We start from the raw sequence: 13971 nt of genomic DNA, 5'->3' as shown, positions 1-13971 counted from the left end.
CAAGGTAGGTTGACGTAAAATAGAGAGGATTGGTCGGTGATTTTGCTTGTTACTTTGATATTTTGGAATATTGGATTGCTATAGGGTAAAGTATGTAAGTCTTAAGGATGATGTTTCTGGAATATTGAAATGAATAATCAATACAACTAGTAGGGCAATTATCATAACTCTGTGTTTGTAATTGTTATTCTAGTTTTAGCCAGTATAATCATCATCTGTTTGTTAAAAGATGAAATTGATATAAGGGGGATACAATGGGGTGTAAAACTATATTAGTTATAATTTCATGACTAGCAGAAAAAACTGCCGTTTTGTCAACGGCACAATTGTTGTAAATTTGCGGTCAATTAAAATACAAGCATATGCAAGACGGATTATACGCAAAATTCAATACCAGCAAAGGTGACATCTTAGTTGCTTTAGAATATGAGAAAACACCGGGAACGGTTGGGAACTTTGTTGCCTTGGCCGAAGGAAATTTGGAGAATTCAGCAAAACCTCAAGGGAAGCCTTATTATGATGGATTAAAGTTTCATAGAGTTATTCCAGACTTTATGATTCAGGGAGGATGTCCATTAGGGACAGGTACGGGTAATCCAGGGTATCAGTTTGATGATGAGTTCCACCCAGACTTAAAGCACGATGGACCAGGCGTACTGTCTATGGCGAATGCAGGACCAGGAACCAATGGGAGCCAGTTTTTTATAACTCACGTAGAAACGCCTTGGTTAGATGGGAATCATACTGTTTTTGGGAAAGTGACAGAAGGGCAGGATGTGGTTGATGCAATTGCTCAAGACGATACTATTGAATCGCTTGAAATTATTCGCGTAGGTGAAGCTGCAGAAGCGTTTCATGCTGTAGAAGCGTTTAGAACATTTGAAGGTGCTCGCGAAAGACGTATAGCTGAAGAGAAACAAGCTCGTGAGGCAGAATTGGATAAATTGGCTACAGGTTTCCAAAAAACCGATAGCGGATTACGTTACCAGATCCTTCAGGAAGGAAGTGGCGTTAAAGCAGAAAAAGGTAAAACAGTTTCTGTACATTATAAAGGCCAGTTAGCTGATGGTACTGTTTTCGATTCTTCTTACAAAAGAAATCAGCCATTGGAGTTTACAGTTGGTGTTGGTCAAGTTATTCCAGGTTGGGATGAAGGTTTGCAATTACTTAAAGTAGGCGATAAGGCTCGCTTGGTTATTCCTAGCGATTTAGGATATGGCGCCAGAGGTGCAGGAGGGGTTATTCCACCTAATGCTACTTTGATTTTCGATGTAGAGTTGATGAATGTAAAGTAAGATTTACAAATAATTTAAAATGAATTGCATAAAGCATTTTATTTCAATGTAATATAAGAAGTGAGAGCAGCTAGTTAGTTGCTCTCTTTTTTTTAAGTATAGCCATGAGGGGATTTTGATATTTGTCTTTTTAATTCGTTGTTTGTCAGTTTTGTACGGTGTTTTTGGGAGGGTTTAATTAACTTCAGGGAAAATATCTGTCATGAAGAGTGCTTCTATATTTTTTTTTGCTGTGTGCTTTTTATTCTCTGCCACAGTACAATCCCAAGACCGTTTCTTTACAGTTACATCTAAGGATTCAATAAATGGAATTCCACGTTTTCAATCCAGTTTGGGGGCTAACATGAAGTTAAATGGCTATTTTGACGTATTTGGAGGCTTGCAGGATAATGAAACCTTTAACGTAGGGCTTATTAGTGTATTTGGCGATGATGATGAAAAGAGCTTTCAAATGGATCTATATCAGACCCAAATTAAGTTCGATACTTACTATGCCCTTGACGATGGTCAGGTTATTAAGGCGGTAGTTGAATTCGATTTTTGGGGGGGTGATGGTAGAATGCGATTGCGAAAAGCCTATATAGAAACCAAACATTGGCAGATAGGGCAGAACTGGAATAACTTTGGAGATGAGGTGCTTTGGCCTAATATAATGGAGTGGGAAGGACCTCCTTCTGGAGTTTGGATTCGCTCGCCACATCTAAAATACATGAACAGTTTGAGTAACCAGAATTGGAATTACACTTTGAGTTTAGAGGCACCTATTACGGATTATCTTAATTATGACGATTTGGAACCGTTAGTTGAGGATGCTAGACAGGTTACCCCAGATTTTACTTCTTCGATTCAACATAAAAAGGGCTGGGGGCATATACGTTTGGCAGGAATTCTCAGGTATATTCGTTATAAACTAAATGATGAAATAGATGGTTTTGTAGGTTACGGATTTTCGCTAAGTGGAAAATATACTAAGAATAAAGGAATTTTTCAGTATCAGTTGGTTGGGGGCAAAGGTATAACAGCATATATGACCAGTGTTGCTGGTTTAGGTTATGATGGCTATCCAACAACAAGAGGTGACTTTAATGCGACTCCTGCATATGGAGGTTGGGCAACATATGAGTATTTTATTACCAAAAAACTCCACACTAATGTTGTTTTTGGATATACTCAATTTAATTTGGAAGATATGGAGCGTTTTATCCTTGCTACAGATATTTCTCCTGATTTAATTCATTTTGATGGAAATGTAAGAAATTACCATTATTACGGTATTGTGAATTTGATGTATGATCCATACAAACGAATGACTTTTGGCCTGGAACTGGATTACGGTGTTAAACACTTTAACTATAGTGGTTTAATAAATAATATTAATGTTTCTGAGAACAGATCCAGAGATGCCATGCGGATTAGCTTTGGGTTTATGTTCTATTTTTAGAAAAAAGATTCAGATGTATTTCTACCTTGAGGACTTAAGAGGTTTTCCATTTAATATTGCAACCAATACTCGGTTTTTGATTTTGAGATATAGGATTATTGGCTAGAAGATTATCAATCGCATTGCGTATATCGTTTCCTGTTATTGGGATATCATTTCCTGGGCGGGAATCATCGAGTTGGCCACGATATACAAGGGTTAAATCCCTGTCGAATAAATAAAAGTCTGGTGTACAAGCGGCATCATAAGCTTTGGCAATTTCTTGGGTGTCGTCGTATAAGTAAGGGAAAATAAAACCTTGTTCTCTAGCGTTATTTGCCATTTTGTCTGGAGCATCGTCAGGGTAGTTTTCTACATCATTGCTTGATATAGCAATACATTTAACACCTTTTTCAAAGTAATATTTTGCAAGTTTTGCAATTTCAGCATTAACATGTTTTACAAACGGGCAATGGTTACATATAAACATGATTAAGGTGGCATGTTTCCCTTTGGTTTGTTGCAACGATAGTATATTGCCGCTTACTGTATCTGTCAACGAAAAATCAGGGGCTTTAGTGCCCAACGGTAGCATGTTTGAAGGTGTTCTAGCCATGTTTGTTGTTTTTTCAAAGTTCGTAAAAAATAATACTTTTGAGCTATGAGCGAAACTATAAATTTTGAAGATTTTACCAAAGTAGATCTGCGCGTAGGAACAATAATAGCTGTAGATGATTTTCCTAAAGCCATAAAACCAGCTTACCAGTTAACAATTGATTTTGGAGATTTGGGAATTAAGAAATCGTCTGCCCAAATTACTACATTATATACTAAAGAAAACCTTTTAAAGAAACAGATTGTAGCTATTATCAATTTCCCTAAGAAGCAAATTGCCAATTTCATGAGTGAATGTTTGGTGGTTGGTGCTGTAAATGGAGAAGATGTGATGCTTTTGAAGCCTGAAGAAAAAGTGAAAAATGGAACAAGTGTAGGGTAGTGAATTTACAAATTCCGATATTGAATTTTAGATTAAGGCGTGTTGATTGGAGTTTTGTGAGTTAAAAGAAGTTTATCAAGTAGACAGTTTCCTGTAAGTTGGTATTTTATAACTGTCAGGAATAAGTAATAACATATCTTAAAAAAAACGCCTCCAAAAGGAGGCGCTATATTTTATAATACTAAAAATTATAACGATTAGATGTCATCGAAGCTTACATCTGTAAAGCTTTCGGTTGTATTGTGAGCTCCAACAGTTTCACTTTCGTCATAAAAGTCCTTTTTGTAATCGCTTTGGTGGCGCTCACTGATTACTTCCATACCCTTCTCATCAACAATATAGTCTGTCATTTCATTAAGGATGGACTTAAATTCTGTGAAGTCTTCTTTGTAAAGATAAATTTTATGCTTTTTGTAGTGGAACGATCCGTCTTCGTTAGTGAATTTTTTACTTTCAGTGATGGTTAGGTAATAATCACCTGCTTTTGTGGCTCTTACATCAAAGAAATAGGTACGTCTTCCTGCTCTTAATACTTTAGAAAAAATTTCCTCTTTCTCCATCATATCGTTAGTACTCATATTTTAGATAAGAATTAAATTATACGCACCAAAAATCTAAAAAAAAATATAAAGAACAAACATTTTGTTACATTTCTTTTTCTGTAAGCTGTTTTAGGTAAAGGGTTTTATAATAACCATCAATGTTTATTAGTATTTCGTGCGATCCTTCTTGAACAATTTCTCCATCATCGAGAACCAAAATATAATCAGCGTTTTTGGCGGATGATATTCTGTGACTTACAATAACAGTGGTCCTGTCTTTAGATATTTTACTTAGGTTTTTTAAGATTTTCTCCTCGGTTTCGGTGTCGACAGCTGAAAGACAGTCATCAAATAACAGAATTTTAGGATTTTTAATTATTGCCCTGGCAATAGAAACACGTTGCTTTTGCCCCCCAGATAGGGTAATTCCTCTTTCTCCCAATACGGTATCGTAATCTTTGGTGAATTTTACGATGTTTTTGTGAACGTGGGCATTTTTTGCAGCTTCAATGACTTCTTCGTCTGTTGCATTGTTCTTTCCAAATTTAATGTTATTTCTAATGGTATCGGAAAACAAAAAAGCATCCTGAGGTACATATCCAATGCTTTGTCTCAAGTCGGTTAAGTTTAATTTTGGTAAAGGTATTCCATCGATCATGATTTCACCTTGGCTTACATCGTATAGCCTACCAATAAGATCTAAAATAGTGGATTTACCAGAACCGGTCTTGCCAATAATCGCTAAGGTTTTTCCCTTAGGAATTTTAAAGCTTATATTTTTTAAGGCTTGGATATTGGTATCATCGTAAGTGAAAGATACATTCTTGAACTCTATATCTCCCTTAATCGGTGTGCTGTTAGTTACCGTGTTACTGATTTCTGGTTCCAGCTTTAGAAAGGCATTGATACGTTTTTGGGATGCTTCGGCTTGCTGGACGATGGAGGTAACCCAACCTACGGTAGCTACCGGCCAAGTTAGCATGTTAACATATATAATAAATTCTGCAATAGTCCCTAAACTCTCAATTTCTCCATTGATATACAGCATTCCTCCAATGTAAATTACCAAAAGGTTACTGGCTCCTATTAAAAGAATCATCATGGGGAAAAACCAAGCTTGTACTTTTGTTAGGTTGAGTTGTTTCTGCTTGCTTTGTTCTGAGAGATCTTCAAAATCAGTAGCGGTTTGGGGTTCTATCCCATAAGCTTTTATTACGGCAATACCACTAAAGCTTTCTTGTGTGAACGTATTTAACTTTGAAAGATACTCCTGTACGATTGTACTTCGCTTATGGATTGTTTTACTCAATTTGTAAATGATTACCGAAAGAATAGGTAGCGGTAAAATGGTATATAGAGTTAGTTTTGGGGCTTCATTGAACATGAATATTAAAGCGATAACAAACAGTGTTACAGTATTAATGGAGTACATAATAGCTGGTCCAGCATACATACGAACCCTACCAACGTCTTCACTAATACGGTTCATTAAGTCACCTGTACGGTTCTTCTTATAGAAGTTCAATGAAAGTTTTTGGTATTGTTGGTAAACTTCGTTCTTCAGATCGAATTCAATATAACGAGACACATTAATTATGGTCTGTCTCATTAAAAAAGTTAGAAGGCCAGCAATAATGGCAGCTCCAATAATGTAGAGGATAATTTGAGCCATATCGGATTTAAAGGCTGCCGTATTTGGAGATGGATTATTTTGATAATCTTCTATTACTTTAAATAGTTTATTAATAAGTCGAGGCGTGAATAAAAGGAATATTCTTGCGACTATAGTAATAATAATGCCTACAACAAGCTTTTGTTTGTATTTAAGGAAGTATTTATTAAGGTGTTGTAATTCTCTCATCTACAAGGGGTATTGGTGATGTCTGCTGTTAAAAAATTCTCATTTAATAGCGTTTTTTTTGTGTAATTCCTAATATTGGATTAATTTTGCGCGTTGTTTTTTGAAACTCTTTAAACACAGCGTATTAATTTAAAAAATTATTAAATGATAGCAGACGTTATTAACTCAAACGATCTACACAAAGTTGATCCAGTATTTGGGCAACTTTCTTTTGATAACCATGAACAAGTTGTGTTTTGCCACGACAAATATACAGGTTTAAAAGCAATAATAGGTATTCACAATACGGTATTGGGACCAGCTTTAGGAGGTACCAGAATGTGGAACTATAACAATGAGTGGGAAGCACTTAACGATGTGTTACGTCTTTCTCGTGGAATGACTTTCAAGGCAGCCGTTTCTGGATTAAACTTGGGTGGAGGTAAAGCCGTGATTATCGGAGATGCAAAAACTCAAAAGAACCCTGAACTTATGCGTAAGTTTGGAGAGTTTGTTCACTCTTTAAGCGGACGTTACATTACTGCTGAAGATGTTGGAATGGAAACTGCAGATATGGATACTGTACGTGATGTAACTCCATATGTTACAGGTATTTCTGAAAGCAGAGGAGGATCGGGTAACCCATCGCCAATTACTGCTTACGGTGTATTTATGGGAATGAAAGCCGCAGCTAAGTATAAATTTGGGTCTGATATACTTGAGGACAAAAAAGTAATTGTACAAGGTATTGGTCACGTAGGAGAATCATTAGTTGAGCATTTGACCAACGAAGGTGCTAAGGTTGTTATTTCTGATATTAACCAAGAGCGTTTAGAAGAAGTAAGTAGCAAGTATGGTGCTACTATTTATACTGGAGCAGATCTTTATAGTGAAGATATGGATATCTACGCGCCTTGTGCTTTAGGTGCTACGGTAAACGATGCTACTATTAGTAAGTTAAAAGCCCAAGTTATAGCGGGTGCTGCTAACAATCAATTGGCAGATGAGGATAAACATGGTAAAATGCTTCAGGAAATGGGTATTGTTTACGCTCCTGATTTCTTGATTAATGCAGGTGGACTGATCAACGTATATGCTGAATTGGAAGGTTACGACAAGAAAGAAACCATGCGTAAAACAGAGAATATCTATAACACCACTTTAGAGATCTTGACTAATGCAGAAGCAAACCACATTACAACGCACCAAGCGGCATTGAATGTGGCTCAAAATAGAATTGAAGCTAGAAAAAAAGAGCAGTCTAAATAAGCTGAATCTTTAAAAATATAGTATTTTTGCGAGGCGAAAGTGAGGTGTCACTTTCGCCTCTTTATTCAAATAAACGTGGTTAAAAGTTCTTTGTAAGTATGTTAAACAGAAGACACATCAGGATTAAAGTAATGCAATCCATTTACGCTTTTAATGGTCATGAAAGCGACGATTTTGGAAAAGACCAAAAGTTCCTATTGTACAGCATTGATAACATGTACAAGTTGTACCTTCTAATGTTGTCCACTTTAACTGAAGTTCAGAAAATGGCTCAGGACCATATGGACAAGACCCAAAAAAAACACTTAGCCACAGAAGCCGATAGAAACCCCAATAAGAAGTTTGTCAACAACGAAGTTCTCCAAATGCTTAACGAGAATAACTTGTTGTCAGAATCTATAGATCGTTACAATGCAAAGAATTGGGAGTTGGATAACGAATATATTGATATCTTTTTCAAGGAAATTCGAAATAGCGAACTGTTTAGTGATTATATGCAAACACGTACCTCTGACTTTAAAGAGGATAAGAATTTCATTATTGAGGTATATAAAGACATCATAGCGCCTAACGAAAAGCTTTATGATTATTTAGAAGACGCTAATTTAACTTGGTTAGACGATCTACCAATTGTAAACACAACTATTTTAAAGTTGCTGCGCAAGGTGAAGCCTAGCTCGGGTGAAACCCATTTTGTGCCTAAACTATATAAGGACATTGATGATAAGCAGTTTGCAATAGACCTGTTTAAGAAGACCATTTTAAAACAGTCTGAATTGCATAAGGAAATAGAAAGAAAGACCAATAACTGGGATGCTGATAGAATCGCTGAAATAGACCACATTTTATTGATGATGGCGGTTTGCGAATTGCAAAACTTCCCATCTATTCCAGCTAAGGTAACCATTAACGAATATTTAGAGATTGCCAAGGAATATTCAACGCCAAAGAGTAGTATTTTTATTAATGGAATACTTGATAAATTGGTAAAAGAGTATCAAGAGGAAGGAAAATTAAATAAAATTGGGCGAGGATTGATGTAGTCAAAAATAATTGTTACTTTTACGTCCCGAATAAAAAATTTTTATTATGAAAAAAGTGATATTAGGATTAAGCGCACTATGTTTAATCGCTTTTACATCTTGCAAAGACGATGCGTCTAAAAAAGTAAACGAAGAAAACGTAGCTCAAGCTGCAGAACGTGATGCAAATGCTGAGAAGTATCCTGTTATCGAATTCGACAAAGTTGATCATGACTTTGGTGAAATCGAATCAGGAACTCCTGTAGAAACTGTGTTCTCGTACAAGAACACAGGTGAAGCTCCTTTAGTAATCACTAACATCAAGAGTTCTTGTGGATGTACAATTCCAAAAGACTGGAGTTCAGAGCCATTGGCAGCAGGAGAGACAGGACAATTTACAGTTAAGTTTAACGGAAAAGGAAGAAACAAAGTTTCTAAGGTTATTACAGTTACTTCTAACACCAAAGCAGGTAAGGAAACTGTTAAGATTAGTGCTTTTGTAAAGCCAGATCCTAATGCTCCAGAAAAACCAGCTCCAACAGCAGGAAAAGCTGAAGTTAAACACGTACAATAGTAAAAAGCTATGGGAGAAGGAATAGGCTCTTTTTTACCAATTGTCTTAATGTTTGTGGTGATTTATTTCTTTATGATTGCACCACAAATGAAACGCCAAAAGCAAGAGAAAAAATTCTCTACTGAGCTTAAGCGTGGTGATAAGGTGATTACCAAAAGTGGTATGCACGGTAAAATAGTAGACCTTAACGACAAAGATAACAGCTGTGTTATAGAGACTATGGCTGGTAAAATTAAGTTTGACCGATCTGCCGTTTCAATGGAAATGAGCAAAAAACTTAATGCTCCAGTAAAGGAGAAATAAAGTAGGGTTAAACTCTAAGAATAAAAAAGCTGCCTTTTGGCAGCTTTTTTATTTAACAATTTTTATACTTATCATTCAAGCCTAATCCGGAGCGTATCATAGGAGCGATTTTCTCCAACCTACTTAATTTAGTTGCCTCTCTTTTGGCAGAGCTAATATAGTCTGCGTATTCTCTTTGTTTGTATGCTGTTAAACCTTTAAAGCAGTTTAGAACTTCTTTATCACTATCCAAATACTTTTTAAGTTCATTAGGAATGACAAGCTCTTTTTTCTTATCGGGCTTTAACTCTTTGCCCTGTTTTTGGTTTTCAATCGCTTCTTTAGTATAGGCCAGAACCGTAGCCTTATTGATCTCCTCTATAGAGGTGAATCGCATTTGTCTTAGTGCTTTTGTACTACCTTCTTGGGCGTTTACTAAAAGCTCTTTTTCATCTTTTAAAAAAACTCCGTTGAAGAACCATATAGCCATATGTTCTTTAAATGCACCGATTCCAATAACATTTTTACCGTTAATGGTATAAACGGGAGCACTCCACTTTAAAGTTTCCTTTAGCTCTGTTTCCAATAAAATAGAACGCAGTAAACTTAAAGCATCTGTCCATTTTTCATGAACTTCAATATATTCCTCAACGGAGCTTACTTTCTTCATTTAAGCCTAAGGTTTAGTTGGCATATTTTTTAGCTGTAAGTTCGGCAATCTTACAAATTACCTCAGTAGCTTTTATGATGCTTTCTACCGGAACATATTCGTAGCGTCCATGGAAATTGTGCCCACCAGCAAAAATATTTGGACAAGGTAATCCCATGTAACTTAATTGAGAACCATCTGTACCACCGCGAATAGGTTTGATAATAGGTTCAATGTTTAGTTCTTTCATGGCTTCTTCAGCAATGTCAACAATATGCATTACAGGCTCAACCTTTTCTTTCATATTGTAGTACTGGTCTTTAATCTCAATGCTAATCACCTCATTACCATATTGTATGTTAAGCTCATTGGTTAATTTTTGAAGCATTTCTTTTCTGGCTTCAAAATGATCTTTATCGTGATCGCGAATGATGTACTGAAGCACAGTTTCTTCAACTTCCCCTTTCATACTGTATAAGTGGAAGAACCCCTGATAACCATCGGTATGTTCTGGAGTTTCCATTTTAGGAAGCGAGTTGATAAATTCCGTAGCGATATACATAGAGTTTACCATTTTTCCTTTTGCGTAGCCAGGGTGTACAATTTTACCTTTTACTTTTACAACCGCACCAGCTGCATTAAAGTTTTCGTATTCCAATTCACCAATTTGGCTACCGTCCATAGTGTAAGCCCAGTCAGCATTGAATTTCTCTACGTCAAATTTGTGGGCACCACGACCAATTTCCTCATCGGGAGTAAAACCAACACGAATAGGACCGTGCTTGATTTCAGGGTGCTGGATTAAATATTCCATAGCGGATACTATCTCACAGATACCGGCTTTATCATCGGCCCCCAAAAGGGTAGTTCCGTCTGTAGTGATTAATGTTTGTCCTTTATATAACAGTAGATCTTCAAAATAACCTGGAGATAAGACAATATTTTCCTTTTCGTTTAGGATAATATCCTTTCCGTCGTAGTTCTCTACAATCTGAGGCTTTACATTTGCTCCGGTAAAATCTGGAGTAGTATCGAAGTGCGATACAAACCCAATGGTTGGAACATCATGGTCTACATTACTTGGCAGCGTCGCCATAATGTAGGCATGCTCGTCAATAGAAACATCTTGCATTCCAATGGCCTTAAGTTCTTTAACCAATTCGTTGGCAAGATCCCATTGCTTTTCGGTGCTAGGAGTGGTTTTGGAATTTGGATCGGATTCAGTATCAACAGTTACATAGCTCGTAAAACGATTGATAATATGTTGTTTGTCTATCATTTTTATTTTTTTTCAAAAATACTATTAATAATTATTTTGCTTTTTGAATTGGTAAGTTTTTTAAATAAAAGTAATTTTGCGCAAATATTACAGCATGTATAAATTACTCATACGCCCTATCCTCTTTTCTTTTGATCCGGAACGTATACACCACTTTACTTTTTCACTCGTTAAACTGTTAAACAAATTACCATTTGTGCCTGCCATTATTCGTGGTATATATCAGGTGAATGATAAAAGGTTAGAGCGCAAACTATTTGGGTTAACTTTTAAAAACCCAGTAGGTTTGGCGGCAGGGTTCGATAAAAATGCTGTTTTGTACAATGAGTTGGCTAATTTTGGGTTTGGATTTATAGAAATAGGAACCGTAACCCCAAAAGGACAAGAGGGGAATCCGAAAAAGAGATTGTTCAGATTAAAGGATGATAAGGGAATTATTAACCGCATGGGCTTTAACAATGAAGGAGTAGAAGCCGCTATAGCCCAATTGAAAAAGAATAAAGGCAAAGTTATTATAGGAGGGAATATTGGTAAAAACACCAGTACTACTCCTGAAGGTTATACTGCTGATTACTTGGAGTGTTTCAAAGCACTACATCCTTATGTAGATTATTTTGTTCTGAACGTGAGCTGTCCTAACGTGGGTAGCCACGCCAAATTAACTGATAAGGATTATTTGGAGGAACTTATTGGGGAAGTTCAGAAAGCCAATACAGCTTTTGATGTCCAAAAACCTATTCTTTTGAAGATTGCTCCAGATTTAAATCCGATTCAACTGGATGAGATTATCGAGTTGGTAGCCAAGACAAAAATTGACGGGGTAATTGCCAGTAATACTTCTGTAAGCAGGGAAGGCCTTTTAGCGTCTGACGCTCAGTTGGAAGCCATAGGCAATGGCGGACTTAGTGGACAGCCTATCAAGGAAAAAAGTACCCAGGTAATTCAATACCTTGCTGAAAAAAGCAATAAAGCATTCCCGATTATTGGAGTAGGAGGCATCCATTCTGAAGCGGATGCGCTGGAAAAAATAAAAGCCGGTGCAGACCTAGTACAAGTATACACCGGATTTATTTATGAAGGGCCAGCTTTGGTTAAGCGCATTAATAAAACCTTACTTGATAACTAGTTTTTGTTGCAATTTTTCTCCGGAAGCATCCCTTAACTCCAGAAAATATAAACCTGCACTTAGTTCATTTAAGTTAATTTGATATTGACCTTCTTTGTTTTCCATTGAAAATGTGGAAACCAGTTGCCCTGTACTGGAGTATACATGTAGCGATTCCAAGTTCAAGTTTTGAATATTACTCAGTGTTATAAACCCACTTGAAGGATTTGGAAAGATACGAACTGAAGAAAATAAGCTTTCTCCAACACCCAAAGTTCCATTTAAAGTTATTGTCATTGTTCCTACTTTGTTATTATTAAAAGGAGAAATATTTTGAAGACTACTAATAGGGAGCTGAGGATTGGTGTCGTCATCTTCAGAGGTGTAGTCATGACCGTTATCTGTACCAGCGTCGAATACATAAAGGTCGATGACAATGAAATCCTCCCATTGACCATTTTTAAATAGTGGAAGGTTAGGTACGGTAATGATCCAATCAGGACTTGGAGCGATCATTGAAACTAATGTTAAATAAGGGAATTCTAAATCAACATCCAAGGAAGTAATAACAATTTCACCATCGGCTGTAGTTAGGTTATTACCATCAATAAATTGATCTGCAAAACCATTGACAATAGCTCGTTCCACATCAATTTTAAGCTGTTCCTCATTACCTAATTCTGCAATATTTTCAATGGCTTGTGAAGCCAAATCTCCAGGATTAAGGAACACAACATTACTATTGTGGGTAGCACCTACTAGTTTAGACCAGTGTGGGTTTGGTGGGAGTGGCCCATGATCTGATTCATTCCATTGGCTACTGAATACAATGGTGTAATTTACGGTAGTTTGGGAGTAGGTGAAAAGGGAGGTAAGAATTAAGGCGAGCACTACTAGGGATTTCTTGGAGGAGGGTAGTTTATACATAATAAGAACGTTTTGTGGTTACCATGATTTGGTCGTAAAAAAGCTATAACCTTTCATGTATTGAAAGTCTGTGAACTACAAAAGTCTTACATTTACGGCTGTTACCTATTGTATATGAATTACGAAATTCTGCTTTCGTTTATTATCGCTTCTGCGACATTAGCTATTGCTCCAGGGCCTGATAATATTTATGTTTTATTACAAAGTATCACACATGGGAAAGCTTGTGGTTTGGCTACTGTTGGTGGACTTATTTCTGGATGTATTGTCCATACGACATTGGTTGCCTTTGGAGTGTCGGCTATTATAAAATCTAACGACGCATTGTTTTTTATCATTAAATTATTTGGAGCAGGTTATTTACTTTATCTGGCTTACAAGGTTTTCAGACACGATTCTCAAATTTCCTTGAACGGCATGACAGTACCCAAAAAAAGTTTGGGTCAACTTTATAAACAAGGGGTCATTATGAATGTGTTAAACCCAAAGGTTTCTATTTTCTTTTTGGCGTTTTTTCCGGGTTTTTTGTTTAGTGATAATATAGGGACAGTAGTTCAGTTTTATGTTTTAGGAGGAATATTCATGATAGTGTCTATGATTATATTTTCTGGAATTGCTATACTCTCGGGAACCATTTCCAATTATATAAAAAGATTTTCTAAGGTAGGGGTTGTACTTAAATGGTTGCAAATAGTTGTGTTTGTAGGGATTGCGATTTTCATTCTTCTTTAATAAAAATAGTAGTATTTTTATGGGCAAATTACACGTGA

At 36.3% G+C, this 13971-nt stretch carries 15 protein-coding genes; 9 read left to right on the top strand and 6 right to left on the bottom strand.

Annotation, left to right across the window (positions count from 1 at the left end; genetic code table 11):
• Positions 1–362: 362 nt before the first annotated feature.
• Together PWU04_RS09525 and PWU04_RS09520 are read left to right on the top strand one after the other, a co-directional pair.
• Positions 363–1295, top strand: coding sequence for a peptidylprolyl isomerase (locus tag PWU04_RS09525; RefSeq protein WP_274475864.1), 933 nt, complete (start codon positions 363–365; stop codon positions 1293–1295).
• 202 nt (positions 1296–1497) lie between these two features.
• Positions 1498–2736, top strand: coding sequence for a hypothetical protein (locus PWU04_RS09520; RefSeq protein ID WP_274475863.1), 1239 nt, complete (start codon positions 1498–1500; stop codon positions 2734–2736).
• Positions 2737–2770: 34 nt separating this feature from the next.
• Here the strand turns inward: PWU04_RS09520 and PWU04_RS09515 are convergent, their stop codons facing one another.
• Complete coding sequence (locus PWU04_RS09515; protein ID WP_274475862.1) at positions 2771–3331, bottom strand: thioredoxin family protein; 561 nt, start codon at positions 3329–3331, stop codon at positions 2771–2773.
• 45 nt (positions 3332–3376) lie between these two features.
• Here PWU04_RS09515 and PWU04_RS09510 point away from each other — a divergent pair, with 45 nt between their 5' ends.
• Positions 3377–3712, top strand: a complete 336-nt coding sequence (locus PWU04_RS09510) for a tRNA-binding protein (RefSeq protein WP_274475861.1) — start codon at positions 3377–3379, stop codon at positions 3710–3712.
• A 197-nt stretch (positions 3713–3909) separates the two neighbouring features.
• Here the strand turns inward: PWU04_RS09510 and PWU04_RS09505 are convergent, their stop codons facing one another.
• Both PWU04_RS09505 and PWU04_RS09500 read right to left on the bottom strand, forming a co-directional pair.
• Positions 3910–4290 (bottom strand): PUR family DNA/RNA-binding protein, encoded by a 381-nt coding sequence (locus PWU04_RS09505; protein WP_274475860.1) that lies wholly within the window; start codon positions 4288–4290, stop codon positions 3910–3912.
• 67 nt (positions 4291–4357) lie between these two features.
• Positions 4358–6115, bottom strand: coding sequence for an ABC transporter ATP-binding protein (locus PWU04_RS09500; RefSeq protein WP_274475859.1), 1758 nt, complete (start codon positions 6113–6115; stop codon positions 4358–4360).
• 144 nt (positions 6116–6259) lie between these two features.
• Between PWU04_RS09500 and PWU04_RS09495 the strand changes: the two genes are divergently transcribed.
• The 4 genes from PWU04_RS09495 to yajC all read left to right on the top strand — a co-directional run bounded on the left by PWU04_RS09495 (position 6260) and on the right by yajC (position 9262).
• Positions 6260–7363, top strand: coding sequence for a Glu/Leu/Phe/Val dehydrogenase dimerization domain-containing protein (locus tag PWU04_RS09495; RefSeq protein ID WP_274475858.1), 1104 nt, complete (start codon positions 6260–6262; stop codon positions 7361–7363).
• A 98-nt stretch (positions 7364–7461) separates the two neighbouring features.
• On the top strand, positions 7462–8406 hold the full coding sequence (nusB, locus tag PWU04_RS09490; protein WP_274475857.1) for a transcription antitermination factor NusB: 945 nt from the start codon (positions 7462–7464) through the stop codon (positions 8404–8406).
• Between the two features lie 46 nt (positions 8407–8452).
• Positions 8453–8959 carry a DUF1573 domain-containing protein gene (locus PWU04_RS09485; RefSeq protein WP_274475856.1) on the top strand — a complete coding sequence of 169 codons (507 nt, stop codon included), beginning with the start codon at positions 8453–8455 and terminating at the stop codon, positions 8957–8959.
• A 9-nt stretch (positions 8960–8968) separates the two neighbouring features.
• A complete protein-coding gene (yajC, locus tag PWU04_RS09480) occupies positions 8969–9262 on the top strand; it encodes a preprotein translocase subunit YajC (protein WP_274475855.1) in 294 nt (97 codons plus the stop codon).
• A 52-nt stretch (positions 9263–9314) separates the two neighbouring features.
• Here yajC and PWU04_RS09475 read toward each other — a convergent pair whose 3' ends face one another.
• Together PWU04_RS09475 and pepT are read right to left on the bottom strand one after the other, a co-directional pair.
• A complete protein-coding gene (locus tag PWU04_RS09475; protein ID WP_274475854.1) occupies positions 9315–9911 on the bottom strand; it encodes a YdeI/OmpD-associated family protein in 597 nt (198 codons plus the stop codon).
• Positions 9912–9924: 13 nt separating this feature from the next.
• Complete coding sequence (gene pepT, locus PWU04_RS09470) at positions 9925–11169, bottom strand: peptidase T (RefSeq protein ID WP_274475853.1); 1245 nt, start codon at positions 11167–11169, stop codon at positions 9925–9927.
• Positions 11170–11263: 94 nt separating this feature from the next.
• On the opposite strand from pepT, the gene PWU04_RS09465 reads away from it, so the two are divergent.
• Entirely contained in the window at positions 11264–12295 is a 1032-nt protein-coding gene (locus PWU04_RS09465; RefSeq protein ID WP_274475852.1) for a quinone-dependent dihydroorotate dehydrogenase, read from the top strand.
• Here the strand turns inward: PWU04_RS09465 and PWU04_RS09460 are convergent.
• Entirely contained in the window at positions 12281–13201 is a 921-nt protein-coding gene (locus PWU04_RS09460) for a T9SS type A sorting domain-containing protein (RefSeq protein ID WP_274475851.1), read from the bottom strand. The genes PWU04_RS09465 and PWU04_RS09460 overlap by 15 nt on opposite strands.
• Before the next feature lie 114 nt (positions 13202–13315).
• On the opposite strand from PWU04_RS09460, the gene PWU04_RS09455 reads away from it, so the two are divergent.
• On the top strand, positions 13316–13933 hold the full coding sequence (locus PWU04_RS09455) for a LysE family translocator (protein WP_274475849.1): 618 nt from the start codon (positions 13316–13318) through the stop codon (positions 13931–13933).
• Positions 13934–13971 lie beyond the last annotated feature (38 nt).

It is taken from the genome of Mangrovimonas aestuarii (assembly GCF_028767185.1).
Classification (GTDB): domain Bacteria; phylum Bacteroidota; class Bacteroidia; order Flavobacteriales; family Flavobacteriaceae; genus Mangrovimonas_B; species Mangrovimonas_B aestuarii.
Note: the sequence above shows the minus strand (reverse complement) of the source record. Positions and strands in the feature narration are given on the sequence as shown.

Excerpts from the sequence above, each read along its gene's own strand:
- PWU04_RS09525 (WP_274475864.1), top strand. The coding sequence starts at position 363 with ATGCAAGACGGATTATACGCAAAATTCAATACCAGCAAAGGTGACATC.
- PWU04_RS09520 (WP_274475863.1), top strand. The coding sequence starts at position 1,498 with ATGAAGAGTGCTTCTATATTTTTTTTTGCTGTGTGCTTTTTATTCTCT.
- PWU04_RS09515 (WP_274475862.1), bottom strand. The coding sequence starts at position 3,331 with ATGGCTAGAACACCTTCAAACATGCTACCGTTGGGCACTAAAGCCCCT.
- PWU04_RS09510 (WP_274475861.1), top strand. The coding sequence starts at position 3,377 with ATGAGCGAAACTATAAATTTTGAAGATTTTACCAAAGTAGATCTGCGC.
- PWU04_RS09505 (WP_274475860.1), bottom strand. The coding sequence starts at position 4,290 with ATGAGTACTAACGATATGATGGAGAAAGAGGAAATTTTTTCTAAAGTA.
- PWU04_RS09500 (WP_274475859.1), bottom strand. The coding sequence starts at position 6,115 with ATGAGAGAATTACAACACCTTAATAAATACTTCCTTAAATACAAACAA.
- PWU04_RS09495 (WP_274475858.1), top strand. The coding sequence starts at position 6,260 with ATGATAGCAGACGTTATTAACTCAAACGATCTACACAAAGTTGATCCA.
- nusB (WP_274475857.1), top strand. The coding sequence starts at position 7,462 with ATGTTAAACAGAAGACACATCAGGATTAAAGTAATGCAATCCATTTAC.
- PWU04_RS09485 (WP_274475856.1), top strand. The coding sequence starts at position 8,453 with ATGAAAAAAGTGATATTAGGATTAAGCGCACTATGTTTAATCGCTTTT.
- yajC (WP_274475855.1), top strand. The coding sequence starts at position 8,969 with ATGGGAGAAGGAATAGGCTCTTTTTTACCAATTGTCTTAATGTTTGTG.
- PWU04_RS09475 (WP_274475854.1), bottom strand. The coding sequence starts at position 9,911 with ATGAAGAAAGTAAGCTCCGTTGAGGAATATATTGAAGTTCATGAAAAA.
- pepT (WP_274475853.1), bottom strand. The coding sequence starts at position 11,169 with ATGATAGACAAACAACATATTATCAATCGTTTTACGAGCTATGTAACT.
- PWU04_RS09465 (WP_274475852.1), top strand. The coding sequence starts at position 11,264 with ATGTATAAATTACTCATACGCCCTATCCTCTTTTCTTTTGATCCGGAA.
- PWU04_RS09460 (WP_274475851.1), bottom strand. The coding sequence starts at position 13,201 with ATGTATAAACTACCCTCCTCCAAGAAATCCCTAGTAGTGCTCGCCTTA.
- PWU04_RS09455 (WP_274475849.1), top strand. The coding sequence starts at position 13,316 with ATGAATTACGAAATTCTGCTTTCGTTTATTATCGCTTCTGCGACATTA.